This window comes from Bacillus salipaludis (assembly GCF_030938565.1).
GTDB classification, from domain to species: Bacteria; Bacillota; Bacilli; order Bacillales; family Cytobacillaceae; genus Neobacillus; species Neobacillus salipaludis_A.
The window spans coordinates 439,969-466,810 of record NZ_JAVGVR010000002.1; the positions used below are offsets into that span (position 1 = coordinate 439,969).

The 26,842-nt window shown below is 36.6% G+C and carries 23 protein-coding genes and 3 pseudogenes; 18 read left to right on the forward strand and 8 right to left on the reverse strand.

The features are described 5' to 3' along the window. Positions 1-570 precede the first annotated feature (570 nt). The 6 genes from dltD to RCG21_RS33270 all read right to left on the reverse strand — a co-directional run bounded on the left by dltD (position 571) and on the right by RCG21_RS33270 (position 5,553). Positions 571-1,743, reverse strand: a complete 1,173-nt coding sequence (gene dltD, locus RCG21_RS33245) for a D-alanyl-lipoteichoic acid biosynthesis protein DltD (RefSeq protein ID WP_308914673.1) — start codon at positions 1,741-1,743, stop codon at positions 571-573. Further along, entirely contained in the window at positions 1,740-1,976 is a 237-nt protein-coding gene (gene dltC, locus RCG21_RS33250; RefSeq protein WP_308914674.1) for a D-alanine--poly(phosphoribitol) ligase subunit 2, read from the reverse strand. The genes dltD and dltC overlap by 4 nt, the downstream gene beginning before the upstream one ends. Positions 1,977-1,981: 5 nt before the next feature. Then, complete coding sequence (gene dltB, locus RCG21_RS33255; RefSeq protein WP_308914675.1) at positions 1,982-3,148, reverse strand: D-alanyl-lipoteichoic acid biosynthesis protein DltB; 1,167 nt, start codon at positions 3,146-3,148, stop codon at positions 1,982-1,984. Continuing rightward, complete coding sequence (gene dltA, locus RCG21_RS33260; protein WP_308914676.1) at positions 3,145-4,659, reverse strand: D-alanine--poly(phosphoribitol) ligase subunit DltA; 1,515 nt, start codon at positions 4,657-4,659, stop codon at positions 3,145-3,147. Before dltA ends, dltB begins: the two co-directional genes overlap by 4 nt. Before the next feature lie 21 nt (positions 4,660-4,680). Continuing rightward, positions 4,681-4,815 (reverse strand): teichoic acid D-Ala incorporation-associated protein DltX, encoded by a 135-nt coding sequence (gene dltX / locus RCG21_RS33265; protein WP_372512795.1) that lies wholly within the window; start codon positions 4,813-4,815, stop codon positions 4,681-4,683. Between the two features lie 186 nt (positions 4,816-5,001). Then, on the reverse strand, positions 5,002-5,553 hold the full coding sequence (locus tag RCG21_RS33270) for a class I SAM-dependent methyltransferase (RefSeq protein WP_308914677.1): 552 nt from the start codon (positions 5,551-5,553) through the stop codon (positions 5,002-5,004). 337 nt (positions 5,554-5,890) lie between these two features. Between RCG21_RS33270 and RCG21_RS33275 the strand changes: the two genes are divergently transcribed. From RCG21_RS33275 to RCG21_RS33315, 9 genes are all read left to right on the forward strand, one after another. Next, positions 5,891-6,508, forward strand: a complete 618-nt coding sequence (locus tag RCG21_RS33275; RefSeq protein WP_308914678.1) for a DedA family protein — start codon at positions 5,891-5,893, stop codon at positions 6,506-6,508. 267 nt (positions 6,509-6,775) lie between these two features. Then, on the forward strand, positions 6,776-7,876 hold the full coding sequence (locus tag RCG21_RS33280) for an AbrB family transcriptional regulator (protein WP_308914679.1): 1,101 nt from the start codon (positions 6,776-6,778) through the stop codon (positions 7,874-7,876). Positions 7,877-8,204: 328 nt separating this feature from the next. After that, positions 8,205-9,104 carry a hypothetical protein gene (locus RCG21_RS33285; RefSeq protein WP_308914680.1) on the forward strand — a complete coding sequence of 300 codons (900 nt, stop codon included), beginning with the start codon at positions 8,205-8,207 and terminating at the stop codon, positions 9,102-9,104. A gap of 101 nt (positions 9,105-9,205) precedes the next feature. After that, a complete protein-coding gene (locus RCG21_RS33290; RefSeq protein ID WP_308914681.1) occupies positions 9,206-9,943 on the forward strand; it encodes an ABC transporter ATP-binding protein in 738 nt (245 codons plus the stop codon). Beyond that, on the forward strand, positions 9,930-10,664 hold the full coding sequence (locus tag RCG21_RS33295; protein ID WP_308914682.1) for an ABC transporter permease: 735 nt from the start codon (positions 9,930-9,932) through the stop codon (positions 10,662-10,664). Before RCG21_RS33290 ends, RCG21_RS33295 begins: the two co-directional genes overlap by 14 nt. Positions 10,665-10,684: 20 nt before the next feature. Further along, positions 10,685-11,227 carry a hypothetical protein gene (locus RCG21_RS33300; RefSeq protein WP_308914683.1) on the forward strand — a complete coding sequence of 181 codons (543 nt, stop codon included), beginning with the start codon at positions 10,685-10,687 and terminating at the stop codon, positions 11,225-11,227. Positions 11,228-11,247: 20 nt separating this feature from the next. Further along, positions 11,248-12,168, forward strand: a complete 921-nt coding sequence (locus RCG21_RS33305) for a sensor histidine kinase (protein WP_504928520.1) — start codon at positions 11,248-11,250, stop codon at positions 12,166-12,168. Beyond that, on the forward strand, positions 12,131-12,826 hold the full coding sequence (locus RCG21_RS33310) for a response regulator transcription factor (RefSeq protein WP_308914685.1): 696 nt from the start codon (positions 12,131-12,133) through the stop codon (positions 12,824-12,826). Before RCG21_RS33305 ends, RCG21_RS33310 begins: the two co-directional genes overlap by 38 nt. 213 nt (positions 12,827-13,039) lie before the next feature. Continuing rightward, on the forward strand, positions 13,040-13,297 hold the full coding sequence (locus RCG21_RS33315; protein WP_308914686.1) for a hypothetical protein: 258 nt from the start codon (positions 13,040-13,042) through the stop codon (positions 13,295-13,297). A gap of 1,343 nt (positions 13,298-14,640) precedes the next feature. Here the strand turns inward: RCG21_RS33315 and RCG21_RS33320 are convergent. Beyond that, entirely contained in the window at positions 14,641-16,074 is a 1,434-nt protein-coding gene (locus RCG21_RS33320; RefSeq protein WP_308914687.1) for an MDR family MFS transporter, read from the reverse strand. 528 nt (positions 16,075-16,602) lie between these two features. On the opposite strand from RCG21_RS33320, the gene RCG21_RS33325 reads away from it, so the two are divergent. Both RCG21_RS33325 and RCG21_RS33330 read left to right on the forward strand, forming a co-directional pair. Then, a complete protein-coding gene (locus tag RCG21_RS33325) occupies positions 16,603-16,851 on the forward strand; it encodes a hypothetical protein (RefSeq protein WP_308914688.1) in 249 nt (82 codons plus the stop codon). 528 nt (positions 16,852-17,379) lie between these two features. Beyond that, positions 17,380-18,030, forward strand: a complete 651-nt coding sequence (locus tag RCG21_RS33330; protein WP_308914689.1) for a hypothetical protein — start codon at positions 17,380-17,382, stop codon at positions 18,028-18,030. Between the two features lie 185 nt (positions 18,031-18,215). Here RCG21_RS33330 and RCG21_RS33335 read toward each other — a convergent pair. Beyond that, positions 18,216-18,494, reverse strand: a pseudogene (locus RCG21_RS33335) (citrate/2-methylcitrate synthase); the annotation flags it as partial. A gap of 10 nt (positions 18,495-18,504) precedes the next feature. Here RCG21_RS33335 and RCG21_RS33340 point away from each other — a divergent pair. From RCG21_RS33340 to RCG21_RS33370, 7 genes and pseudogenes are all read left to right on the forward strand, one after another. Beyond that, a pseudogene (locus RCG21_RS33340) lies at positions 18,505-18,729 on the forward strand (DDE-type integrase/transposase/recombinase); the annotation flags it as partial. Beyond that, positions 18,711-18,878, forward strand: a pseudogene (locus RCG21_RS33345) (M24 family metallopeptidase); the annotation flags it as partial. The pseudogenes RCG21_RS33340 and RCG21_RS33345, both read left to right, overlap by 19 nt. Positions 18,879-20,002: 1,124 nt before the next feature. Continuing rightward, positions 20,003-20,188 (forward strand): aspartyl-phosphate phosphatase Spo0E family protein, encoded by a 186-nt coding sequence (locus RCG21_RS33350; protein ID WP_308914690.1) that lies wholly within the window; start codon positions 20,003-20,005, stop codon positions 20,186-20,188. Between the two features lie 321 nt (positions 20,189-20,509). Then, positions 20,510-21,817, forward strand: coding sequence for an aminotransferase class I/II-fold pyridoxal phosphate-dependent enzyme (locus RCG21_RS33355; protein ID WP_308914691.1), 1,308 nt, complete (start codon positions 20,510-20,512; stop codon positions 21,815-21,817). Between the two features lie 517 nt (positions 21,818-22,334). Beyond that, positions 22,335-23,780, forward strand: coding sequence for a sigma-54 interaction domain-containing protein (locus RCG21_RS33360; protein ID WP_308914692.1), 1,446 nt, complete (start codon positions 22,335-22,337; stop codon positions 23,778-23,780). 129 nt (positions 23,781-23,909) lie between these two features. After that, positions 23,910-25,067: a trans-sulfuration enzyme family protein gene (locus tag RCG21_RS33365; protein WP_308914693.1), complete on the forward strand. Its 1,158-nt coding sequence runs from the start codon at positions 23,910-23,912 to the stop codon at positions 25,065-25,067. Positions 25,068-25,320: 253 nt separating this feature from the next. After that, entirely contained in the window at positions 25,321-26,769 is a 1,449-nt protein-coding gene (locus tag RCG21_RS33370) for a sigma-54 interaction domain-containing protein (protein WP_308914694.1), read from the forward strand. The last annotated feature ends 73 nt before the right edge of the window (positions 26,770-26,842 follow it).

Sequence of the window (26,842 nt, forward strand, 5' to 3'; positions counted from 1 at the left end):
TTAAGTGTCTATTATTATTGTACATATGGTCCAGGAGTGTTGAAGAAGGGAAAGAAATTTTTCATACTGGGAGGAGAAAAGGATTAGAAGGGAATATTTGAAGATATTTCACCATAGTCGTTATTCATTTTAGGTCTTACATCCGTTTACCGCGAAGGATTCGAAGTAGTTCTTTTTCTTCAAAATTTAAGATTAAAAGTAGGTACTGATATAATTCTTCAAGGAGCATTCATCGGTCTGGCATTAACTATGATTGTAGGTGTTTTAACTTTCCTTGCTTAGCGACGATTACCCCATAAAAAAATGCTGGTATTTACAGGTGCTCTTTTAATAGTGGTTCTTGCCGTAATGGTTGGAGAAACTGTTCAAGAAATGCAATTAGCTGGATGGATTAGTGCATCAACAATTAAAGATCTATATTCCAGATTGGGTTCAAGTATGGTTCTGTATATTCTAACGAATTCGTGAATAAAGAAATTTGAAAAAAGACCTGTTCTATTCCAAATTGGAACAAACAGGTCTTTTGATTTTAAAAGCTACTAAGGGTTCTTGTCAGGGTTTTTAGTTAATTCAAAAATTATCGTAAAAATCTTTAATTGCTTTGTCCACATATACCCATCCTTTCCATCCGATATGAAACGTATCCTTCATAAAATAAGGGTCGTATTCATGATTGGAAAAATCAGCAATTGGATACCCTTGTGACTCAATTTGATTTTTAATTCGTTTGTAATAAGAAGTACGGCCTTCTTTTGGAAAACCGATGTAATCATACCATTTACCGTTAACGGGAACCGAAATAAATAATGGTTTTGCATCAGATTGTTTTAAAAGATCTAGTACAAGCTGAAAATCTAAATATTCATCCGATTTACCGTATGATGCACCTATTTTGGAGTCCTTCAATTGAGGAACTCGCTTCTTTATTTTATTGTATTTAGCGTTAATCACATAATATGAATTATTCGTTGACTGCCGTTTACCCATTAAGTCTGCTTGATGTTTTAATTCCGCCCATGATTTATTTCGTACTTTTGGGCTGATATCGCGTTTGTGCGGAATACCGCCTGCTATCGAGTAATATAAATCTTTTTTCGTTAGTATTCCTCGATAGACAAAAGCAAATGGACGTACAAATGTGGCTTTTCGCTTATCCATCGCATTATTCGAAATTTCTGCTTGATAAAGGGTCGAAAGCATTCGATCGTCCTGTACGGGTTTAAACTGTAACAATCGTTTCATCACAATCTTCTTCACTTTTCGGTCAATTTTATCGTTAAAAGCAAGATCATATCCCTGAAGTATTGAGTAGTTTGGCACAAAATGTGACAAATCTGCCCCCTGAGGCTGGAACCATTGGGGAGATAAAACAAATACAATTTTTTTTCCTTTTAACTGGTCCATATGTTCAGCAAAGTTGAGAAAATGAATTAAGGAAATCGAACCACCGCGTCCAATAAGAAAAGGAGTAAACCCGTCATAATTTTCTTTAAAATAATTGGATGGATGAAACCGATCAAGCCTAGCCAACTCGGATGAACCGTATATGGGCAAATACTGATGATCCTGAAGCATTTTCTTCTGAATATATTTTCCTTGGAACATTAGCGGATTCAATTCTGTTGCTGCTTGACTCACCCTTTGTTTTGGAATGAGCCGTTCTACCCAGCTATTAGGAATAATAATCAAAAGCAAAAATGTAACAAAAGCAAATATCAGCGGTGCAAATAAAGCTTTTTTCATTTAAATTCGGCCAACTGCTTCGCGATATTATTGGGGGTATTCCATGTGTCGCGGTCGAATTCCGTAATGGGTACTGTAATGCCAAACCGTTCTTCGATTTGGACAAGCAATTCTACTGTCCCAAATGAATCGAGCAGCCCGGATTCAAATAAATCAATATCTGGGTCTTCTTTTATCACATCGTCTTGGCAGATTTCCGCCACTAATGCAATAACTTGTTCATTCAATTCCATATAAATCATACTCCTTTATGTAAAAAGTGTCCTGAAAAAATATAAAATCCAAAGCATACAAAATGGAACGTGATGATGACAGACGCAATATGAGTCATTTTATTTTGCGGCCACCAATGATGTTTCTTATTAAATTGTTCAAACGAATTATAAGCAACCATTAAAAAGGCGTGGTAAACTCCATAAAGAATATATTGAATTTCCAATCCGTGCCAAAAGCCCATTAATAAAAATAACAGAATATAACCCAAATTGGAAACTATTTGTCGATTTTTAATCCATTTTTTCTTCGTCATCCAAAACACAAACCGCATAAACACATAATCCCTGAACCAAAAGGAAAGTGTCATATGCCAGCGATTCCAAAAGTCTTTCATATTTCGGCTGATAAAAGGTTGGTTAAAGTTTTCTGGAGTTTTTACACCCATAATATAACTGACACCAATGGCAAATGCGCTATAACCTGCAAAATCAAAAAACAGGTATAAACTATAGGTATACATATAAAAAAGATGATGTTGGATGGTACCATGGCTAAAATGCCCAAGTCTGATCATAATGTAATGATGGATCAAATAACCAATGATAAACTTGTAAAGAAAGCCAAGAAAGATTTTATTCATCCCTTTGTATAGGAAAAGTTTATATTCTTCCATTGGTATGTCCTCGTTTAAATCTTTTTCAAAACGGCGATATCTGTCAATGGGTCCAGATGAAAGGGTTGGAAAGAAAAGGATGAAATAAAGCAGGTGAATAAGGGGGACCTGATTTTTAATTAATCCATCCCTAGTTTCCATTATCATTTGTACACCTTTAAAAGTAAGATACGATATCCCGAGAAATCCCCATAAATTTTCGATGAATAAATAGGACGATAGTTTAGATAACAGAAGCGGGAGAATCGAAAGAATGACCGCTAAGCAAAAAATGTTCCCACTGTTTGCCTTTTTTCGATAGGCAATATAGCCTTTTATTAAGATTACTTGCCAAAAGGTAAAAAAGATAAGGGCATTGGTTTCCCGTAAATTTACGGAAAAGATAAGCACCAAAAAAATAAGTGTTACAAGAATATTATAGGTCTTAAACCGTTTCCCATATAAACCAAGAATTACAGTAGGTGCTAAAAGGATGGCTATGATAAAAAAGAACAGAAATGTACCATATGGTGTCATAGTATTACCTTTTCTCTAATTCGTTTTCGGTCTACTTTTCCGTTCGGTGTTATCGGCAGTTCATGATAATACTCAAACTTTTTCGGAATCATATAAGCCGGAAGCTTGTTGCCGAGTTCTTTTTTGATGGCACCCGTAAGCTGATATTCCTTGTCAAATTCATGCTCGGCGGGCACAATCGCCGCAGTTAAATATTCGATTTTTCCCCCTTTGGAAACCGGGATAACCACTGCTGTTTTGACATATTGAGAATTGGCAATGTGTTGTTCAATCTCCTCTAGCTCCATTCTGTAACCGTGTAATTTTATTTGAAAATCGATCCTGCCTTTATAGAAAAGGAGATCCTCTACCATTTCCCCTTCATCACCAGTACGGTAGGCTGGTTTGCCGTCGAAGGTGTAAAATGACTTTTCCGTTAATTCCGGTTGCCCTAAATACCCTTTGCTAACGCTTGGTCCGACGATGATGATTTCCCCCTTTTCTCCTTCAGAGACTTCATGTCCATCCTCATTCAGTAACAGTAACTGAATATCTTTTTTTGCTCTTCCAACAGGGAGGGTCGGATAAACGTTAAGGATTTCTTTTGTTATCTCGACAAAGGTAATGGCAACAGTCGCTTCTGTTGGACCGTATGTATTGTAAACCTTTGCTTTTGGAAATCGTTCCTTAAGTTGACGAGCAATTTGTACGGGTAGAATTTCTCCGCAGAATAAAAAAACCATGATTTCTGGAAGCAATTCTTGATTAAAAGACGGATCCATTAAGCACATTTGCACAAATGATGGAGTAGAAGTCCATACCTGCGTGTTTGATGTTTTTAGGGCTTCGAATAACAATTTCGGTTTCGCAATCATTTCCTTTGTGATGGGAAAAAGATGTCCACCGGTTGCCAGGCAAGGGTAGAGATCCATTACCGAAAGATCAAAAGAAAAGGGCGCTTGATTGATAAAGCGCAGTCCTCCTTGAATCGGAAAATCTTCTACCATCCAATCGACAAAACTTTGGAGATTATTGACGGAAATTTGAACTCCTTTTGGATTGCCAGTGCTTCCCGAGGTATAAATAATATAAAAATTTTCATCTTCAGATACCCAATCGGCAGGATCAATTTCATCGGAATCAGTAGAAAAGGTTTTGATTTCATCAAACGTAATCATTTGAATGGTTGAATTTTGGAATTCCAATGGGTTTCCTGTAACATTGATGAAGATTTCGGATTGAGAAGCTTTGCTGATTTTTTCAATTCTTTCCAAAGGAATCGAAAGATCGACGGGAATATAGGCATGTCCGGATTTTACACTTCCCAAAAAAGAGATAATCATTTCTGGTTCCATATGACCGTAAATCATTATGGGTGAACCTGTTGAAATATTTTGGCTAAAAATATATCTTGCCACTTGGTTTGATTTTCGCCAAAGTTCTCCATACGTTAATGGATGATTTGGCGAAATAAAAGCTTTAGCTTCCGGCTGTGTGAAAGCAAAATCTTTTATTTTTAATAACATTCTCATTTAGAAAAAGCACCTCCAGCCTTAAAATTCAGTGTATATATAAGCCCCGGCATTGGCGTCACTAAATCCATACATGAAAAATAGCAAAAGCAGGATGAATATATAATACAAGTAACGGACAAAACCATTTGTTTGATTATGATTGTTCATCATCATTAAACCCCACCTCCATATTTTCCACTTAAAAGGGAATTTTTTAGAAAACCCGATTTATTGATATTATCAAACTAAAAGTAAGAGCAAATTCAGTGGACAGGCTATATAAAATTTGGAAATGTCTATGGGAAAATCAGGGAAAATAAAAAACACCGCTGTTATGCGGTGTAGTTCAAATTTATATAGTTAGGGCTGACAAATATATGCGGGTGGAATATTCCAATGGACCTTTATAATTTCAATATGAGTAAAGTAGAATACGAAGAACTCCTTTTTTAGTTGGCTATATTGAAAAGTAACGAATTCTCCATTATTACCCAAAATTGCTTTCGTTTTCCTTAAGATATTTTTCGAAATATCTATCGGCAAGCTTGTAAAAGGCAAACCTGAAACAAAATAATTCACCTGTGGAACTTTATATTCTTGGATGTAGCGGTCAATATTTTCAGCGGACCCATGGATTATATGAACATTTGGAATTCCGTAATATTTCTCCTTGAGTAGCTCATAAAATTCTGTGTTGGATTCAACGACCAACAAAACCGTATCTTCATTTTTATGGTCAATCAGTTGTTCAGTAAAAATCCCGGTTCCTGGCCCATATTCGACGATACCTTTTGCATGGGCGAATTGGATCAGTGCAATCATTTGTTTGGCAAGCTGTTTTGAACTGGGGAAGACAGCGCCGACGGTTCTAGGATGCTTTATAAATTCTTTAATAAACGCCATCTCGTGCATGGTAAGCCCCCCATTCATACGAATATGGAATAGCTTTATTATTATTCCTATTTTTCTTTATTCCCTACTAGGAAGACGCTACCAAAAATTAAAATGTGTTTTGGAAGGCTAATGTTAGGGGGAATCAAAATATTCATTTTGGGTTTTCTTTTCATTTTCCATATTGCTTCATCGTAACTGTAAAAGCCTCTGGATTTATGTTCTTCATAATCCTGTTTAAGAAGGTAATGGGAAGAGAACAATTAGAAGTAGGGACAAAACTAATCCAACTTGAGGAAGTCTGTTAATTAAACGGCTTATAAAACCTCCAGTAATCATTGAAAGAAGTGAAATTTTCATGCAGCATTTTAATTATCTTATCGAGCATTACGGATACGTCGGCATCTTTATCGCGTTAGTTGGCGGGATTATTGGATTGCCTTTACCGGACGAAGTTCTTCTTACATTTGTCGGTTATAATGTCTATCTAGGTAGAATGTCTTTACTACCATCAATTTTGTTTGCATTAATAGGAACGTGTGTAGGAATCTCTCTTAGTTACTTTTTAGGAATGCAATTAGGTCTTCCTTTTTTAAGCAAGTTCGGTCCAAAAATCCATATAACGGAACCTAGAATAGTTAAAACAAAAAAATTATATTCTAAGTTAGGACCGTATTTGCTTATTATTGGATACTTTATTCCTGGCGTACGACATATTACTGCCTATCTTGCTGGCATAAATAGCTATTCAATTAAAAAGTTCTCTTTATTTGCTTTTGCAGGTGCGGCATTATGGTGTATTACTTTTATTACGCTAGGAAGTTTTCTTGGTCCACAATGGAAAATTGTTCACGATTACGTATCCAAATATGGTACGTATATTTTTGCATTAGGAATTTTTTTTGTTGTAATTGTTTCAATTATTTTTTGGCAAAAAAGGGGAGGACAAAAAAAGAATCATTTACAAAGAACATAATATTCCCTTTGAACCATGACTTTATTGTAGGATTATGACCTTTCCTCCAAAAATCTTAAATTGTGAAGAAATATTATTTCTATTTCTATCCTCTATTTTCATCTCCTGTTTAAAATATTTAGGAGAGCTTTTTTTTCCTTTATAAAGTTTTAAAACAACACCGCTAAAGGAGACAAGCTTTTTTTATTACATTTTTTGATTAAGCCCACCGCTTTTTGGGCACATTAACTAATTGACGAATTCACTCAAAAAGGAAGTATAAAATGGATGAGAAACACATATTACTCCTTTCCCAAAAATACCTTTTATATTCTTTTTAGCATGATTGGTGGACTTATTTTTTCGATTTCAGGGAGTCCGATTGCCTGGATGTTGGGAAGCTTAATATTTGCTACACTTCTGTCCTCCTTACCTACTAAATGGATTCAAACTCAAATAAAGAAAAATGGCATCCACCCTTATTGGAGGCAAATTGGACAAACAATATTAGGTATTGAGTTAGGACGAAGCTTTAGCGTTTCCATTATGGATACCTTTGAAGACTATTTTTTCATTATTATATTAATGGTGATTTCATCCATTGTGATTGCCTTTTTTTCGGGGATCTTATTATGGCGCTTTAGTAAAATAAATATGATGACCAGCCTTTTTGGCACCACTCCTGGCGGTATTTCTGCGATGCCGACAATTGCAGAAGAGGTAGGAGCAAATGCCTTTGTCGTAAGTATTATTCAAACACTGCGTATTTTACTGGTTGTCGGAGTTATCCCTTTTGTCGCAGGAACCCTTACAACTAGAACGGTAGCAATCGATTTAGAGGGCCATCAAGGATCCTTTTCCCTTCATTCGTTGTATATTACCGGAATTATCATGCTTGGGGCACTGGCTGGAGCGTATCTCACCAAAATAATAAAGATGCCTGCCCCTTGTCTTGTGGGAAGTATGCTAGGCGCGGCAATTGTTCGATTGGTATGCCCTGTCTTTTTTAGACATGCCGGAGCAACTTACTGGCCTCATGAACTGATAATCCTTGCTCAGGCTTTGATCGGAAGCAGTATTGGTTCACGGGTAAATAAGAATATGTTCAAAGGTTTAGGTAAAGTCGTTGTCTTAGGATTACTTAGCTCCATTTTTCTAGTGATCACCATGCTCTTATGCTCCTATTTAATCTCTATCACGACACGGATTCCACTAGTAACCTGTATTTTAGCCTTCGCTCCTGGAGGAGTGGCTGAGATGGCAACCGCAGCGCTTGCTCTTCATGCGGATTCAACTTTTGTTGTAGCAGTTCAATCATTAAGGTTAATCACTATTCTACTCTTGTTACCACCAATATTTCGGTTCTTAAATAACCGTAAACCGATTTAATTGTAAAATAAGAAACTCACATGATTTATTAACTCACACCCCTAAATGAAAATATATATATTCATCAGGGGCTTTTCTTTTACCCTAATATCCCCATCTAATTATACAGATGTTCCACCTGTTTAACCTTGTCAACCGTCCTAATCATACCCAAGATAAAGAGCAGGATAATATATTCGCGTATCGGTCCTTTGCCAAAGGGATGGAGTTAGCCTCTTTTCAATCATATATACATTTAATAAAAATTTAAGATTTCCTTAATAGGGTGTTTAGGCTTCAAGTCTAATATTATAATGTTTCATAAAATCATTTGAAGGAGGAAATCGGAATGAAATCAAAAGTAATAGCAGCCGTTGGTATTAGCGGCTTATTAATGGCAGGAGGTGTTTTATCTGCCTCGGCTTCAACATCAGGCTATGACCTCTTTAAAACAGCTGTAAAGAAGACTCAAACTATCAACAGTTTTTCAGCACATATTAAAGGATCCTTAACAGATAATGATAAGGTGGTTTATCAGGTAGACTCCATTAACACCGAAAATCTAAACAATGATTCTAGTAATAGTTCTACTAGTGTTAGTAAAAATGGAACAACAACAAAGGTAGATTTCTATTCACAGGACAATAAGGAGATCGTTAAAAGCAGTAATGATGTCAATTATTATGTTAAGCAAGAGAAAGCAGATAAACATGAAGTAAAAGATGAGAAAGAAAAAGAAGGATTATCACCTGCTATGCAAAAAGATGTAGAAGCCATTTTTGATGCATTGACAAAAAACTATCAAGACAGCATTACTACAAAAGATATCTCAAAAGGTCATACTCAAATTGAGCTAGACCTTTCTAAAAATCAAATACCAACTGTTGGGCAAGCAGTAGTTTCATTTTTCCTAAAAAATATTGATCAAAAAACAAAGCATGAAGAAAAACAGCGATTTGGTTCTTTATCATTTGCAGATTTGAAGCCACAATTGCCTCAATTAAAGAATAACATAAGTGTCTCAAGAGTCGTCCTTCAGGGTGATATCGATAAGGACCAATACTTAGTCGGGCAAAAAGCAGAGATTTTTGTGTCAGGTGATGATTTAAACGGAAAACATCATGATCTGGTACTACATTTATCCAATCAGTTTGATAATTTAAATAATGCAAACGTATCAAATATTAATTTAACTGGTAAAAAAGTAGTAAAAGTACAAGAAAAATACCATGGACATGAAGAAGATTAAACAGATTTTCAATGCTGATTACCAGAGAGGCAGAGTCTATCTCCGCCCTCTGGTTCTTCTAATTAGAAGGGAATATTTTTTAAAGAAGGGAAAGAAACTGCGTGCCAATACTTGAACTCCAAAATGTTACTAAACGGTTTAAAAATGGTCGTGGGGTAGAAAATATTACCTTAACGGTCAACCAGGGAGAGATTTTTGGTTTATTAGGACCAAATGGAGCAGGGAAAACAACTTTAATGAAATGTATTGTAGCTTTGTGCCGTCCAGATAAAGGGAAAATCTTGATTAATGGTTATAATGTAATGGAAGAATTCGAAAAGGCAATGAAATCAGTAGGAACTTTAATTAGTGGTGTAGAAGCTTTTGACTATTTAAGCGCATATGAGAACCTAATGCTTATAGCGAGGATATACCCGGAAATTGGAAAAACGAGAATAAGTGAGGTAATGAATTTGGTAGGAATGGAAGCTCATATGGATGAAAAGGTTAGATCTTTTTCAACTGGAATGAGGCAACGCTTCTATTTAGCTGCTGCTTTACTCTCAAACCCGACCCTTGTTATTTTGGACGAACCGACAAACGGTTTGGATATTGAAGCAAAAGTTGATTTTCAACAACTAATCAGCAGGTTGGTGAAGGAAGCAGGTGTTACGGTTATTCTATCTACCCACCTGATTGATGAAGTTGAGCGTCTATGTAATCGAATCGCTATTCTTTCAAAGGGATCCATTATTGGGGAAATATCCAGAACAGAATTAGCTGAGGCGCAGACATTTGAATCGTATTATATGGACCGTATTCGTAGTGGGAAGGAAGGGAAAGATCATGTTGAACTTTAGAAATGAATGGAGCAAGCTTATACAAAAACGTTCGACAATTGTTCTTTTTTGCCTGTCCGCAATCTTCCCATTAATAACTGGTCCAATTATTCAAATGATGCAAAATAGGTTTGGTTTTACTGCATTCGATGGAGAAAGTTTCCCATTGGTTATTTTGGGTTTGGCGGTTTCAGTTTATCTACCATTAATATTGGCATTGGGAATTAGTGATATGTTTACAGGAGAGCAAGAACAAAAAACACTTTCATTTCTTTTAGTTCGGCCAGTATCTCGTTTTAAAATTTTTGTGTCTAAGATTGCTTGTAGTTGCATTTATTTATTGTCCCTATTGATGATTGTATTTATTTCTTCTATGTTAACTGGTGCTATCTGGTTAGAAAATTTTACACTTCATGGTCTAATCCTTGGTTTTTTTGCTTACCTGTTATCTTGGCTGCCATTAATGGCGATTGGATTGATGCTGGTTTTTCTTGCACTTTGGTTTGGAGCGAGCAGCAGGGCGATAACATTTTCTATCTTACTTTATTTAGTGATGATGGCTATATCCTATCTATTCCCAACGATAGCTCAGTGGCTTCCTATTTATGATAATAGCTGGTATCAACGATGGATTAATAGCGGATTTAGCGTAGTAACTTTAGGGAGAACTCTTTACTTGTTATCATTTTGTACATTATTTTTCACGCTTGGTTACTATAAGTTTACTACTAAAGAATATTAAATTTGAAAGCAGTGAATTATATGTCGATTCGTTTTAGACTTGTTTTATCCTATCTTGTGATGATTCTTGTTCCGATTATATTTGTGATTGTTTCAGCTTTTCTCGTTGCACTACTTTTTAGAGGAGATATCAAAGAGCTAAGAAACATCTATTTACCACCGGAACACCTACATAAGATGTCTAAGAACGATCAGTTATATATTGATTTACATCGTCAAACATTGAGCAATCCAGGGTATTTTCTCAGCCAATCGTATTTAAAGAAGATTGACAACCAATTAAGCAAAAATGGTGGTACTGGGCTAATTGTTAGAAAGGGAAATAATATTATATATCAATCGGTTTCAGTAAAACACGTAGATAAAGATGACCTCCCTATGTTTGGAGTGTTTGGCGGTGTCGATCCATTGGAAGAAATTGATCATAAAGTGGTTGGGATAAAGAAAATTGATTTCTTTTTTCCTGATAATACAGAGGGGTCTCTTTTTTTGTTACTGATTCCAGTAGTTTTGCCAAATTTGTTCGCTCCTTTTTCCCATTTTTATTTTTTAGTCTCATATTGATTTTAATTATTACCAATGGATTGCTTACCTACTTTGTTTCAAGAAGCATTCTGGTTCCTATAAGACAATTACAAAAGGCTACACAAGAAATGAAAGAAGGAAACCTCAATGATTCTATCACACCAATGTCAAAAGATGAGTTAGGTCAGTTGGCCCAGGGATTTAATGAAATGAGGATGAAATTAAAGGAATCGATTGAAAAGCAGTTCGCCTATGAAGAAAACCGGAAAGAGCTTATAGCAAATATATCACATGACCTCAAAACCCCAATTACAACGATTAAAGGATATGTCGAAGGGATTCGGGATGGAGTGGCTAATACTCCAGAAAAAATAGATCGTTATATTCAGACAATTTATTCGAAATCTATCGATTTAGATCATATGATTGATGAGCTTTTTTTGTATTCCAAATTAGACTTGCAGCGACTTCCATTTCATTTTGAGAAAATCCACTTTGACCATTATTTACAGGATTTTGTGGAAGAACTTCGTTTTGAAGTGGCGGAACTAAATGTAGAGGTGGATTTAAAAATAATGAAAAATAGTAATTATTTAATAAATGGAGATCGGGAACATTTAAAGCGAGTAATTACGAATATTGTCGATAATTCTTTAAAATATAACGATAATAAATATAAAAGACTCTCTTTTCATCTTTCAACAATAGACTCTCATGTCCTTTTTAAATTGCAAGACAACGGCCCTGGAATAGCGGATGAAAATCTACCGTACATTTTCGATCGCTTTTATCGAGAGGATTTATCAAGGGGAACAGAAAAAGGTGGTAGTGGCCTTGGTTTGTCCATTGCAAAACGAATTATTGATGAACATAATGGAAAAATATGGGCTGAAAGTAAAAAGGGACTAGGAACCACAATCCTATTTACAATAGAAAAAACAGGTGATGAAAGTGAAAAAGATCTTAATAATAGAAGATGACAAAAGTATTGCAGAACTGGAACGGGATTATTTAGAAATAGAGGGTTTTTCGGTTGAGATTGCTTTGACAGGGCTAGTTGGTTTAAATAAGGCATTAATGAATGAGTTTGATTTAGTATTGCTTGACCTTATGCTTCCTCGTGTAAATGGTTTTCAAATTTGTAAGGCAATCCGAACCGAGAAAGATATACCTGTTCTTATGGTGTCTGCGAAAAAAGAAGATATTGATAAAATTCTCGGATTGGGATTAGGGGCGGATGATTATATTGTAAAGCCATTCAGTCCTTCTGAACTGGTTGCAAGAGTCAAGGCCCATCTATCTCGATATGAACGTTTAAAAGGTAAGGAAGTACAAAATGATATTGCTATTCGTGGTTTAAGAATTGATCAGGTGTCAAGGAGAGTCTTTGTTAATAATCATGAAGTGATAATTACTGCTAAGGAGTTTGATATCTTAACATTTTTGTCTCTTCATCCAGACCATGTATTTAGTAAAGAGCAGTTGTTCGAAAGGATATGGGGGTTCGATTCATTAGGTGATATTTCAACAGTGACCGTCCACATACGAAAAATCCGTGAAAAAATTGAAACAGATCCTTCCAATCCTCAGTACATTGAAACAGTTTGGGGCGCGGGTTACAGATTTAGAGCTTTTTAATAAACATCAAAGTTATGGTTACTATAACGTGTCGCAATTAATCGAAAACATATCAATTTCCGTTCCAGCAGGTATTATCTTAATATATTAGATTGGTAAGGCAGGTCGATAATAACCTATCGAACAATACGAGGAATATATCCACCATGAGCCTGAAAGATATAAGGATTTAACAAATTTATAAACGAAGGATATCAACAAAAAGGTGATATTGTGAGAACATTTTTTGCAATCTTAATTATATGTTTTATGGCATTAGCTGGTTGTCAGAAGGAAGTAAAGCAATATGAAAATGTCAAATTAGTTTATGAGGGTGGTGTAAATAGCAATGGAGTTAAAGAAGGATCGGGGAAACTGTATGAACCTGTTACAGGAAAAGTCATTTTTAATGGAATGTTTAAAAATGGTCTTAAGCTAATAGGGACAATGTATGACAAGAATGGGAAGAACCCACATCCTTATGAAGAATAAAAAATACGGAATCCATGTCATACTCATTTATAATTCACCCAAAATATAAAAGTGTGAAATTCCAATTATGCTATAAAAGAAGTTCTAAACGGGTATTTCTTCCCGGGGGTTTACATAGTAAAAAAATCGTTCTGGTTTTTTTGCTAGTTGTTGTTTTATGTTTAACAATAACAGAAAAAAACAGTCTCATTCACATGATTATCCAAGGTGGGGGTACCGCAATGCTGATTACCTTGCTGTTACTTTCTTTATGCGTCTTTTTTTCAATAATTCCTGCACCAATTGTGAACATTGGGTGTAGCTTAAGTACAATTAATTGGAAGGTCTTTGTTATTGCTCTTTAATTGGAAAAATCCCAAATATACTATTTTTATCTTATGCTGGAGCGAGCTTCCAAGAAAATATGGGTTTTCAGTTTATATGTACGGACTTTACTAGGTTATTATTTTAGCAATTAACATTGGGATTTACCGGTATAATCCTAAAACAAAGTAGGGGAAAAGAATGGAACAGACTATAAACCGTTCTTCTTTTAGATAATAGAAAATTAAATTTTATTAATATTGTTTAATTAATAAGGACAAGAGGCGTTTTTTTATATGAAATATCTTCTAGTAATTACATTAGTTTTAATGGATATTTTAATTTTAATCTCCGTGATATCTGGTGAATTAAAATAAAGTATACGTATAAATGGTATATAGATCTAAAAAGAAAGAAAATAAAACGACCTCCTCAATTGCTACTAGGTCATTTTTTCTAATATCATTTTTATTGATGGATTTTATCACTAATTTATCAAAACTATATGTCTTCTAAGTTTTCTTGAGGGTTTTGCTTTAATATTACTTTAGAAGTTACAATTGTATGTATTTATCGCAAAATACAAAAACATAATTAGGTTAAATTCTAAAGAAAATTTACCACAGATTACAGCCATTAAGATTAGAATATCCATTATAATTAATGCGATTATCATACGTTTCATCTAATAAAATCCTCTCGTTTTAGAGTATTAGGGTGATACACTTACCCAGATAACAAAAAGAAGCAATGACTTGCTCCTTTTTAATGATAAGAAAAGCATAATTTTGACTCTATGACAGCAAGGAGGGTTTATATTGGAGGATTATATAATAAAAGAAAAAGAGGTAAAACCAAGGAACAGAGATAACTTTTTAATCAAGCAGCGTACGTTTAGATCAAGAAGGAGACTGTACAGGCAAGAAAAAACTAAGGAACTGTTTCCTGATAATTATTTTTAATCCTTTATTGGATGTAATTATAAAAATATACTAATTCATGAAAAAAGGGGGCCAGTTGCAGGCTCCCTTTGGAAAACATTAATGCATCGAATTCATCGCCGCATGGTTGACGATAACGCGGCGGATAAAGAATGCTAGCACCAGACTGATCAGCGTCACGATCATTGCAAACAAGAACACGTTCTGTGAGCCGAACGTCATTGCTTTTGCCATCTCGGTCGGTTGGGTTGGAGCAGGGGATACGTGCTTATACTTCTCCATTCCGCTCGTTAGGATAATGATTGCAATAGTTGTTCCTATCGCACCCGCAACCTGCTGCAGTGTGTTCATGACTGCCGTACCGTGTGGATAAAGCTCCGGCGGCAGCTGATTCAGGCCGTTCGTCTGCGCAGGCATCCAGACCATGGAAATGCCGACCATTAGTCCGATATGCAAGGCGACAATAAAAGCAATCGAAGATGAAGGCGAACTGCTGGAAAGACACCATAACATAATCGCGACGACGACGAGACCGGAAATAACAAGACACTTCGGCCCATATTTGTCGAACAAACTCCCCATGCGAGGTGACAGGATGCCGTTCAGCGCGCTACCTGGCAACAACATAAGCCCAGCAGTAAACGCGGATAGTTTCATACCGTTTTGAAGAAACAGTGGCAGAATAATCATGCTTGACAGGATTATCATCATACAAGATAGTACCATAAGCAGCCCAACGATATACATTGGATACTTAAAGACACCAAAGTCCATCATCGGCTCACGCATAAATATCTGCCTCAAAGTGAACAGCACGAGTGCAGCCAGCCCGATTGCGATGGAAGAGACCACTGCCGGGCTGGTCCAGACTTCCGTCCCTTCACCCGCCTTGCTAAAGCCAAAGACAATGCCGCCAAAGCCGAACGTTGATAATATGACAGAAAGTAAATCAATTCTAGGCTTCGTGACTTCGGTAACATTTTCTAAATACTTAAGCCCTACCAAAAGCCCTACCACTAAAAACGGCAGAGATAGCCAGAAGATGTAATGCCATGTTAAATATTCGATTAGAAGCCCTGCCACGGTCGGACCAATCGCTGGTGCGAACATGATTACAAGTCCGACGAAACCCATCGCCGCCCCGCGCTTCTCTGGTGGATATACGACGAGGATCGTATTGAACATAAGTGGAATCAACAGGCCCATGCCGACCGCTTGAAGAACTCGAGCAACCATAAGCATTTCGAAATTGAACGATAGAGCCGCAATCAATGTGCCTACGATGGAGCTAACCAGTGAACCGATAAACAATTGCCTGGTCGTAAACCATTGGAGGAGCAACCCAGTCATCGGCATCAAAATGCCGAGAGTAAGCAGGAACCCCGTCGTCAACCACTGTGCGGTAGCAGCCGAAATTTGGAAGACGACCATTAAATTACTAATCGCAATGTTGAGAGCAGTCTCACTGAACATGCCAACGAAACCGCAGATAAGTAGCGACGCCATGATGACACGCGTATTGTATTGCTTCATTTTCGGATTCCACTTCCCTCTGATATCTATTTTTAAACTCCTATATGTGTGTTACCTGTTAAATTTTAGTATCCACAATTATCCAAGTCAATAAAACATCATTGTAAGGAGAGCTCTTTTTTTTAGGAAAATTTTTTTATTGTTCTTGCATTAAAATTCTAATTTCAATATGTGCTAAATTCAAATTATCATTATATGTACGCCCGGACAAATTATTATATTTATCAAAGTGCCACCGCCAAACGGTTAGCAAGGAAGGGGGATTAGGCAGGATAAAAAAATAGGAGATAAAAAGTGAAGACTTGGAACAGAGGAATTTTTAGTCAAGCACAGTACGTTTAGATAGAGGACGTCAGACCGAAAGGCCAACCAACATAGAATTAGCACAAATATTAGCAAAAGGTTATGTAAAATATGGTTTAACTACTGACGAATTTATTGTATTGAATGCTTACTGTATGCACTCCAGTTTTTATTATGACAAAGTGGATTTACAAGAGATCGGTAACATGACCGGAAAAAGCAAGGATGAGGTTAGAAATATTTTTGCTTCTCTTATTGAAAGAGAAAAAAATACAACCTAATGGCAATGCGATTGATATTTGGAAATTGTATCATTCAATAAAAAAAATTTTTGAAAGTGAAATGAGTATTGGCGATCGTATAATAAAGGAAATACGTGAGAATGGAATGATGGGTGGTTATAATTCCGGGCATCTTGGCAACATTGAATTAGTTCCTTATGAGGAAGGATTAGCCGTGGTAAATAACGGTTGAGTCGTAAATATATGTGGTCCACAAGCGATATTTTGAAAATGGTTCAAGAAATATTGAGTTTTTATGACTCTATAGATGATGATTTTGTTAAGGAATATAACAAAAAATTTGTTATGCAAGAAGATAAGGAAAGAGAATTAAATGTTTAAAGGCGAAAAGAAAGAGAAGAAGCAGCGTGAAATTCCGAAACACGGTTTCATTTTGTTGCTACAATTTTCAACGGTACGCTCAAATTTACTTATACAACTTCCTTGTGTAAAATTTGAATATGGTGATACTGTTTAAATTGTTCATACATTGGAAACTTACGACACAATGAAGTTTTATCACAAATTTTTAAAGGCTCAGTTTTCTAATAGATTGGTTGAAGGCAAATCCAATCATTATAAATTAACTAATGAAGATGTTGCGTATTTGAAAGAGGAAAAATTCCCTTCTAATGCGATGGAATGGTTTGAAGGGCCATTACAAGTTTAAAAATAATACCGGGGTCTAATCCTCGGCTCAATTATGAGGAGGCATATCAACATGAGCAAAATCACTTACAAGGAATTAGCCGAATCCGTACCTACTAGCTTTAAACTAGTACAATTTGGGAAAGGTCAGAAGCTTCATATTGTCCCTAATACTATTAATCAACCATATTGTACTAGAGCACGAAATAAAGATCCGGAAACGGCAATAAGAAGTATCTATGTAAAGGATATTTCAGATTATCAGGGGGATGATTTATGTCAAATGTGTAAGGTGGTGGTTCCGGACATTAAAACTATTAAGGAAAACACCAGTGAATATAAGGGGGAAGTTTCATTAACTGAAAAAGCTAAAAAGCTATATTTAGATTGTGATAATACGGACTCCAATAAAGGCGTATTAATACCACTCTATCTAGAAAATTTTAATAAAATAAACATCTATTACTGTATGGTTATTGGTCACCTCATTAACAAGTATGCAACAGAGGAGCTTGAGGATGATTGGATTGAATATAGCCGTGAGTCATTCTTTATAGGAAAACACGATAAAGAGGGTTGGACTAAATTAAAATCCTTAGTTTACCGGTTGGAAAAAAAGGGCTATGTTAGAACAAAATTTGAGAATGGTGTTAATTATATTCGTTTAACTAATGAACATGCTGAGATTTTTAATGCTGAACTCTATAAGAGAAAAGGTGCATAAAACGATACTGGTGGATTTGCCCCGGCTTTATATAAATTAAAAAATCCGTGAGAGTCATCTAAACGGGCCATGTGCTTACTTTTAGCAGATGACCCGTTTTATTGTTTATACTGGTGTATTCTCCTCTACTGGTTGGTTGAGGGATGTTTTGTAAATCGATGACATATTAAAAAAAATCTATAGAATTATAATCTTTGACACTCAACTGTCTGATTACCGATATACTTTGCCTCTGGACGAAAAATGGTTTTATCAAAAGACTGTTCAATGACATGAGCTGTCCATCCGACAAATGGGCTCACTGTAAAAGTAGGAGTAAATAATTCAGGAGGCATATCAATCACCTTCATAACAGCAGCCGCATAAAGTTCCACATTTGTATAGAGATTTCTTCCAAGTTTATATTCTTCAAGTAATTTAATAGCCATTTTCTCTACATAGCCAGCTAAATGAAGCCACGGGTCAACTTGTGCTAAATACTATTTATCCCCCATGTTAGATTTATTTAACGGGGAAATTATCACGTATACTATCGATTCAAGAACAAAGTTTTCTCTTGTTAAAACAATGCTAGATTAGGCATTTGAACGACTTTCAGATGAGGACGAACTTCTAATTCATTCGGATCAAGGGTGGCATTACAGGATGCCCCAATACCAACACGCATTAAAAGGAAATAACGAATCCAAGGAGAAGAAATTGAAAACTATATTCATCCTGACAATAAAGTTCCGATGAGAGAATCTGATAAGATAGGACAACCGCGAGATTGGATTCTGGAGATACATTTTATTGATCGGGAACTGGAAATCGGCGCTTTCTTCGAGCAATTACTAACAGTTGAATAGATTGTGTGGAAATAGAATTAAAAAGGCATTGTAAAAGATGTATTAAGAATGATCTTCAATAAGCGGGCGCTTTTATGGAATATCGGAAAAGCCCAATTTCTCAGCATTATTGGGAAATTGGGCTTTTTATTTTTGAATTTATTGGTTAACGTTGTAAATTTGCGTTTTGCTGGTTGTACCCCCTTTATAAAAAAGTGAATTAGAGACTAAATAAAGAATATTGTATACGAAACATATGTTCGTTCGTAAAGTATATGAGGTAGCAGCCTCGAGAAACCTGAAAAACATCTTACCAAATGGGAAGCGGAGCAACAAATCAAAACAAGAAATGTGAATCCATCTCCCTTTTTTTATACTTATTGAATTAAGGTACATGTAGCTCAATAAGTCGTATTCCATTTATTCCCTAAAATGATTAAACTTTATTTAAACCATTATTTACATTGAAACATGTAAACGATGTGAGAACCATTGATAATCCAATAGTTCTCACAACTTAGTTAAGATAAAAGCTCTTTTCTGTTGTGACCCTTATTTTAAGGTAGAAAACAAAAAAGTATATTTAACAGAAGCAGTCTTAAGACCATCATTTTGTTAAATTCACTTATGGGATAAAGGGAAATATATCTTTGGTCGAACGGTCGATTAGAACAGAATTATAAGACCGCACCCCCTTCGGTCGCTCCCCCGCGTTAAGGAATTTATCCCTTAACAACCCCGATACAGGGGCCCTGCCCTGGTCCTGGACCAAAAACGCAGGTGTGGTTTGCGTTATGGTTGTAAGTAGCTTTAGCCTGTAAAGGATTCGGGCAACGCTACGCTAAATACGCCCTCTCAAGAAATTTTTTCTAGTTGTATTTTACTTTAGTAAGTACCGTTGCCCTTGTAACTCCATCCATTGTATACAAGTTCCTCTCTACTCAACGATTAAAAGTTTAAGTTTTCTTAATTAAGAAAACATTTTTCTAAAATATGAAAGGAAATGGGATAGATTAAATGAATGCATCGCTTGAAAACCAGTCATTATACAAAAAATTAAAGATTGGCATGGAAATTGCATCTTAAAACTTTACAGTAGCAGAGAAGGATAAAAATCTCTTTATTGCATCTAGGAGGAAAAAATAATGGAACTTATGAAATATGTAGAGAAATACAATTATCTAAAAATCGAAATGGAGAAGTCAGGAACAATGTATGGGCTGTCTGATCCAAGAACCATTAAATATAGTCAAGAATTAGATTTATTACTTAACAAGGTGATGAAAATTAGATATTTAGGAATAAAGGGCAGAAAGAAGCAGCCCGTATAGAGGGCAGTTCCTAAAAAGGTTAACTGGTAAATTTAAATTATTTTATCCTATTAGAAAATTGAAGATAAAGCCGGTATATTTTTTCCTAAGATTGAAAACGTTTTTCTCAAATGTGAAAGAAAGTCAGGCTGATTCCAGTTATAAAAAAGTACAATAATAGGGTTTTAACAGAAAATTAAAAATTGGCATGAATATTGCAAATTACTATTCATGTATAAGGGATTTACACCCACTAGGAGGCAACTGCTGGAGGGGGCTGGAGTCTGATGAAATCCATTTAAATAGAATTTGAAAATCAAACTAGATAAAGAGGGGAATAAAATGTTAAACCCATTGGCGTTAGAATTAAATCATGTCATTGAAGAACGGAATAAACCAGTATATGAGATGTTTTCATTGTTAGGAAAATCCTTGTATTTCCCAAAAGGGATTGTCAGCCAAGCAGGAGAAGCAAGGGGGAAAGCGGACATTTTCAATGCAACTATCGGGATGGCTACTAAAGGTGGACAACCCATTTATTTAGATGTGATTCATAAAAATCTCTCCGGATACGATCCAAAAGATTTGTATCCCTATGCACCACCTGCAGGAAAACCAGAGCTGCGTGAGGTTTGGAGAAAAAAGCTTCTAAAGGATAATCCTTCCCTTGAAGGGAAGGATTATGGCATCCCAATTGTGACGAGCGGGCTGACCCATGGCTTGAGTATTGTATCCGATCTGTTTGTGGATAAAGGCGATTCGATTATCTTGCCGGATAAGTATTGGGATAATTATCAGATTCTCTTCAACGTCCGCCATGGCAGCGAGACTGTGACTTATCCTTTATTTACGAAAGCAAACGAATTTAATGTAGAAGGGTTGCTGGAGGCTCTATTATCCTGCAAGAATGGAAAAGCGATTCTTGTGCTTAATTTTCCGCATAATCCTACCGGGTATACTCCTACGGAAAAAGAGGCGGAAGAAATTCTTGAAGCCATCAGGGAGGCAGCAGATTATGGAATTAACATTGTTGCCGTTATGGATGATGCTTATTTCGGATTATATTATGAAGATTCAATCAAGGAATCTATATTTGCTCGTTTAGTAGGATTACATCCGCGTGTCCTACCGATTAAAGTGGATGGAGCAACAAAAGAAGAGTATGCCTGGGGTTTTCGTGTGGGGTTTCTTACATTTGGAACCCATGATCCTCTGGTTTTAGATGCGTTGGAGAAAAAGGCAATGGGTTCGATTCGAAGTACGATCTCATGCAGTCCGCACCTTTCCCAAACAATCATTTTGGATGCCTTATTAAATCCAGAATTCGAAATGCAGCGCAACGAGAGAAATAAAGTAATGGAAGACAGGGCCAAACGAGTCAAAGAGATCTTAGCAGACGGGAAATATGCGGATGAATTCGAACCCTATCCCTTCAACTCAGGATATTTCGTATCTCTTAAAATCAATAATTCTGATGCTGAAGCACTAAGGGTTCACTTGCTTAATCAGTATGGAGTGGGGACCGTCTCCCTTGCCAAAACGGATCTTCGGATTGCCTTTTCCTGTGTTGAATTAAACTATCTTGACTGCCTTTTTGAACTAATCTATCAGTCTTGTAAAGAATTGAATCCATGTTCTTTAAAGCTATAACATTTTAGAAATTATCTATCATTCGGTGGACTATGAATCAAGGAAGAAGAATTTAGCAAAATTTTAGAAGGAGAGATACTCCATGAAATATAATTTTGATTAAGAAATCTGCGGCCTGGGTACGGATTGCGAAAAATGGGACAATCGTAAAAATCAATTTGGAGTAGAGGATGTCCTGCCGATGTGGGTGGTCGATATGGATTTTCAGTCTCCCCAGTGTCATCGAAGCGTTAAAACAGCGGGTGGAGCACGGTGTATATGTGCCAATACTTCGCTTTTTCAGTGAGGTTATTGTTACTCAAATATCTAAAAACTTTATCAACTTTCGGAAAAATATTCTCATTATTGAGACACTTAGTATAATCATTTATATAAAGTGTATATCGGAAAAACAAAAAAATCGGCAAAACAATGGGGTTTTGCTTTTTTTTGCATATAGTTTTTTGAAAATTTAAATTCGGCTTGAAAATTGCATAGAGATAGATAAAAGTATGTTAGTTCGTAGGAGGGAGAAAACGTGAGGGGTATCACTCAAAATCATGAATTTATTCAAATCTTTTCAGAAAACCTTACAGCGGTACTTGGTTTTGATATCACCATACTTGATCGAAATGGTAATCGGGTTAGTGGAACAGGAAGTTATCAACATCAAATTGGCAAACCCGCACCTGATGGCTCCTTGTTACGTGCTGTAATGAAGACGGGCAGACCCGATATGACTTATGATGTCATTAAAAACGAATCTCACTGTATGAGCTGTAAATTTTTTAAGGAATGTAAGGAGACAGCAACCATTGGTTATCCAATCGTCAAGGGAAGTGAAACATTAGGAGTCATCGGGCTCATGGGATTTTCAACAGAACAAAAAGAGAAGATGATTGAAAATGCTGATTCACTCAAGGAATTTCTCCAACATCTAAGTCTTGTAGTAGAATCCCAGTTAATCTCGCAAAATGAAAGATTCCAAGGACAATGCCATTTATATGAAGAAACATTAAAATCGAATAAAGTCATTACCTTTGACGGGTTCATCAGCAAAAATGAGGATATGAAAGATGTGATCCGTAAAGCCAAGCGTATCGTGAGTAGCACGGCAAATGTTTTAGTTAGAGGCGCAACGGGAACGGGGAAAGAGATATTGGCAAAGGCCATTCATTATGAAGGGAATCGGAAAAACCACCCCTTTGTTGCGGTTAATTGTGCCGCTATACCAGAGAGTTTACTAGAAAGTGAATTATTTGGCTATGCGGGCGGGGCTTTTACCGGGGCAAACCGGGAGGGAAAAGCTGGGAAGTTTGAGCTGGCGAATAATGGAACTATCTTCCTTGATGAAATAGGAGATCTTCCTCTTTCCCTGCAGCCCAAACTTCTTCGGGTATTACAGGAAAGAGAGATTGAAAGAGTAGGTGGGAACAAATCACTGCCCGTAAATGTTCGTGTGATAACTGCAACACATCGCAATTTAGAAGAAATGGTTCAAAACGGTACCTTCCGCGAGGATTTATATTATCGAATCAATGTAATCCCCTTGCATACAAAGTTATTGAAGGAGAGAAGGGATGATATTCCCTTCTTCCTACAGTACTTTATTTGTAAGTATTGTTCGATCTTACATCGTCCATATATGACGATGGATCCGCAGGTGGAACAATGGCTCATCCAATATGATTGGCCTGGGAATATTCGGCAGTTAGAAAATGCTGTGGAGTATATGGTGAATATGGCAGAATCGGATGTAATTGGCTTTCATGATCTTCCGGATTATTTGTATCAAATTCAGGCACCTGTTCTTACTGGCGGGCTAAGTTTGGATGAGATGGTGGCCGAATATGAAAAATCCATTATCCAAAGTTTCTTCCTGAGTGGTCCTGATCGAAAAGATAAAGAAAGAGTGGCGGAAGAATTGAAAATTAGTTTATCGACTCTTTATCGTAAGTTAGAACGATACAATCTAAAAGTTTGATCACTTTACCGATGGGAAATCACTGGGGGCATGAACGTACATTACAATTTTTAAATAAACCTTGTTCGTAAATTGGAAGTAAAAAACAGCAGTTTTTCAGATTACAAAAATTAGGAGGCGGAAATACTCATGAACTATTCATCAAAACTAGTAAAAGTAAATAAAGATCCAGGGCATGGCTCACACATCTCCCCTGTTTATATGACTTCCACATTTGTTTTTGATAATGCAGAGGTAGGAGCACAACGCTTCGCGGGAGAGGATTCAGGATTTATGTATTCACGCCTGGGAAATCCAAATGTAAGAGAACTGGAGGAGAGGGTAGCAGCATTGGAATTTGGTGAAGGATGTTTGGCTTTCTCATCTGGAATGGCTGCCATAACTGGCTGCCTTTTGGGTGTTTTGCAAGCAGGGGATCACGTTGTTGCACACACAGCGTTGTATGGGGCGACGCACGCATTTCTAGCCAAAACGGTAAAGAAATTTGGAATTGATGTAACATTTGTCCCATTTAAGACAGGGGAAGAGCTTGAACCACACCTAACAGATAGAACGAAAGTGATCTACTTTGAAACCCCATCTAATCCTACGCTTTCCTTAGTGGATATGAAGAGTGTAGCGGCGATTGCTAAGCAGAAGGGGATCTTGACGGTTGTTGATAATACGTTTTTGTCTCCATATATACAAAATCCTATTTCTTACGGCATTGACATTGTCGTCCATAGTGCAACAAAATATTTGTCTGGTCATGGATATCTTATTGGCGGACTCGTGATATCCAGCAGGGAAATTATTGATCCGATGAGAAAAGAAGTGCAGAAGACGATGGGAGCAAATTTGGCCCCTATGGAAGCCTGGCTTCTCTGTCAGGGGATACGTACCTTGCATGTTCGAATGGACCGCTCACAAGAAAATGCTCAAATTTTGGCAGAACGCTTGGAAAAACATAGGGCTATAGAAAAGGTTTATTTTCCAGGACTTGCGAGTTTTGAAGATAAACACATCATGGAGAAACAAATGAAGGGTCCTGGAGCAATGATTTCTTTTGTCTTGAAGGGGGGATACGAAACAGGTGTGAAACTTATGAATTCAGTAAAACTGAGTACTTTAGCCGTTTCCCTAGGTGATGTAGGTACATTAATTCAACATCCAGCTTCGATGACACATGCCATCATCCCAAAAGAAGAAAGAGAAAAAGCAGGTCTCGATGATGGACTCGTTCGTTTTTCAGTTGGAATTGAGGATGTAGAGGATATATGGAACGATCTTGAAACAGCATTAGAATAACAGTACGGCAAAAGGAATTGCTCCTCAGTAAGGTCTTTGGTAGGTAAATATCTGAAATTTTATCAACCTTGAGAGAATGTATTTTCATAATTGAGAAATTTAGTATAATAGAAAAATAGAAAATTGGCAAAACAATGATGTTTTGCTTTTTTTTACATAGTTTTTCGGAAATTTATTGTTGGCTTGAAAATTGCATATAGAAATAGTACGTGGAAAAATTTAAAAGCACTGGAGCATACGGGAGGTAGAAAACGTGAGAGGTATCACTCAAAATCGGGAATTCATTCAACTATTTTCGGAAAACCTAACAGCGGTACTTGGTTTTGATATCACCATCCTTGACCGAAACGGATATCGGGTTAGCGGTACAGGAAGCTATCAACATCAAATTGGCAAACCTGCACCTGATGGCTCCTTGTTGCGTGCTGTAATGAAGACCGGCAGACCCGATATGACCTATGATGTTATTAAAAATGAATCCCATTGTATGAGCTGTAAATTTTTTAAGGAATGCAAAGAGACAGCAACCATTGGTTTTCCGATTGTCAAGGGAAGTGAGACATTAGGAGCCATAGGACTCATAGGCTTTTCAATGGAACAAAAGGAAAAGATGATTGAAAATGCTGAATCGCTCAAGGAATTTCTCCAACATCTAAGTCTTCTAGTAGAATCCCAGTTAATCTCGCAGAATGAAAGATTCGCATCACAATGCAATTTATACGAAGAGACATTAAATGCTAATAAAGTCATTACCTTTGATAGCTTCATCAGCGAAAATGAGGATATGAAACAGATGATCCGTAAAGCCAAGCGGATCGTAAATTGCACGGCAAACGTTTTAATTAGAGGTGCAACAGGAACGGGAAAAGAGGTATTGGCAAAGGCGATCCATTATGAAGGGAATCGGAAAGACCACCCCTTTATTGCGGTAAATTGTGCTGCTATTCCTGAGAATTTACTAGAAAGTGAATTATTTGGCTATTCGGGCGGGGCTTTTACAGGGGCAAACCGGGAAGGAAAAGCAGGGAAGTTTGAGCTGGCGGATCATGGAACCCTCTTTCTTGATGAAATTGGAGATCTCCCTCTTTCCCTGCAGCCTAAACTTCTTAGGGTATTACAGGAAAGACAGATTGAAAGAGTGGGAGGGAACAAATTACGCCCTATAAATGTTCGTGTGATAACAGCAACCCATCGCAATTTAGAAGAAATGGTTCAAAATGGTACCTTCCGTGAGGATTTATATTATCGAATCAATGTGATCCCGCTAAATACAATGTCATTGAAGGAGAGGAGGGATGACATTCCCTTCTTTCTCCAATACTTCATTTGTAAGTATTATTCAAGCTTAAATCGTCCATACATGATGTTGGAACCACAATTAGAAAAATGGCTAATCCAATATGATTGGCCAGGGAATATTCGGCAGTTAGAAAATGTTGTGGAGTATATGGTGAATATGGCGGAATCGGATGTGATCCATTTTCATGATCTTCCGGAATATTTGTACCAGGTTCAGGCACCAATTCAGACCGGAGGGTTAAGTTTAGATGAGATGGTTGCCGAATATGAAAAATCGATTATTCAAAGTTTCTTCATGAGTGGTCAAGGTCGAAATGACAAAGAAAAAGTAGCCGATGAATTGAAAATTAGTTTATCGACACTTTATCGTAAGTTAGAACGATATAATCTAAAAGTTTTATAACGTTATCCAGAGATTGCAATTTCATTTGCAATCTTTTTACTTTAAGGAAAGAGATTTTTGAATAATTAATAAA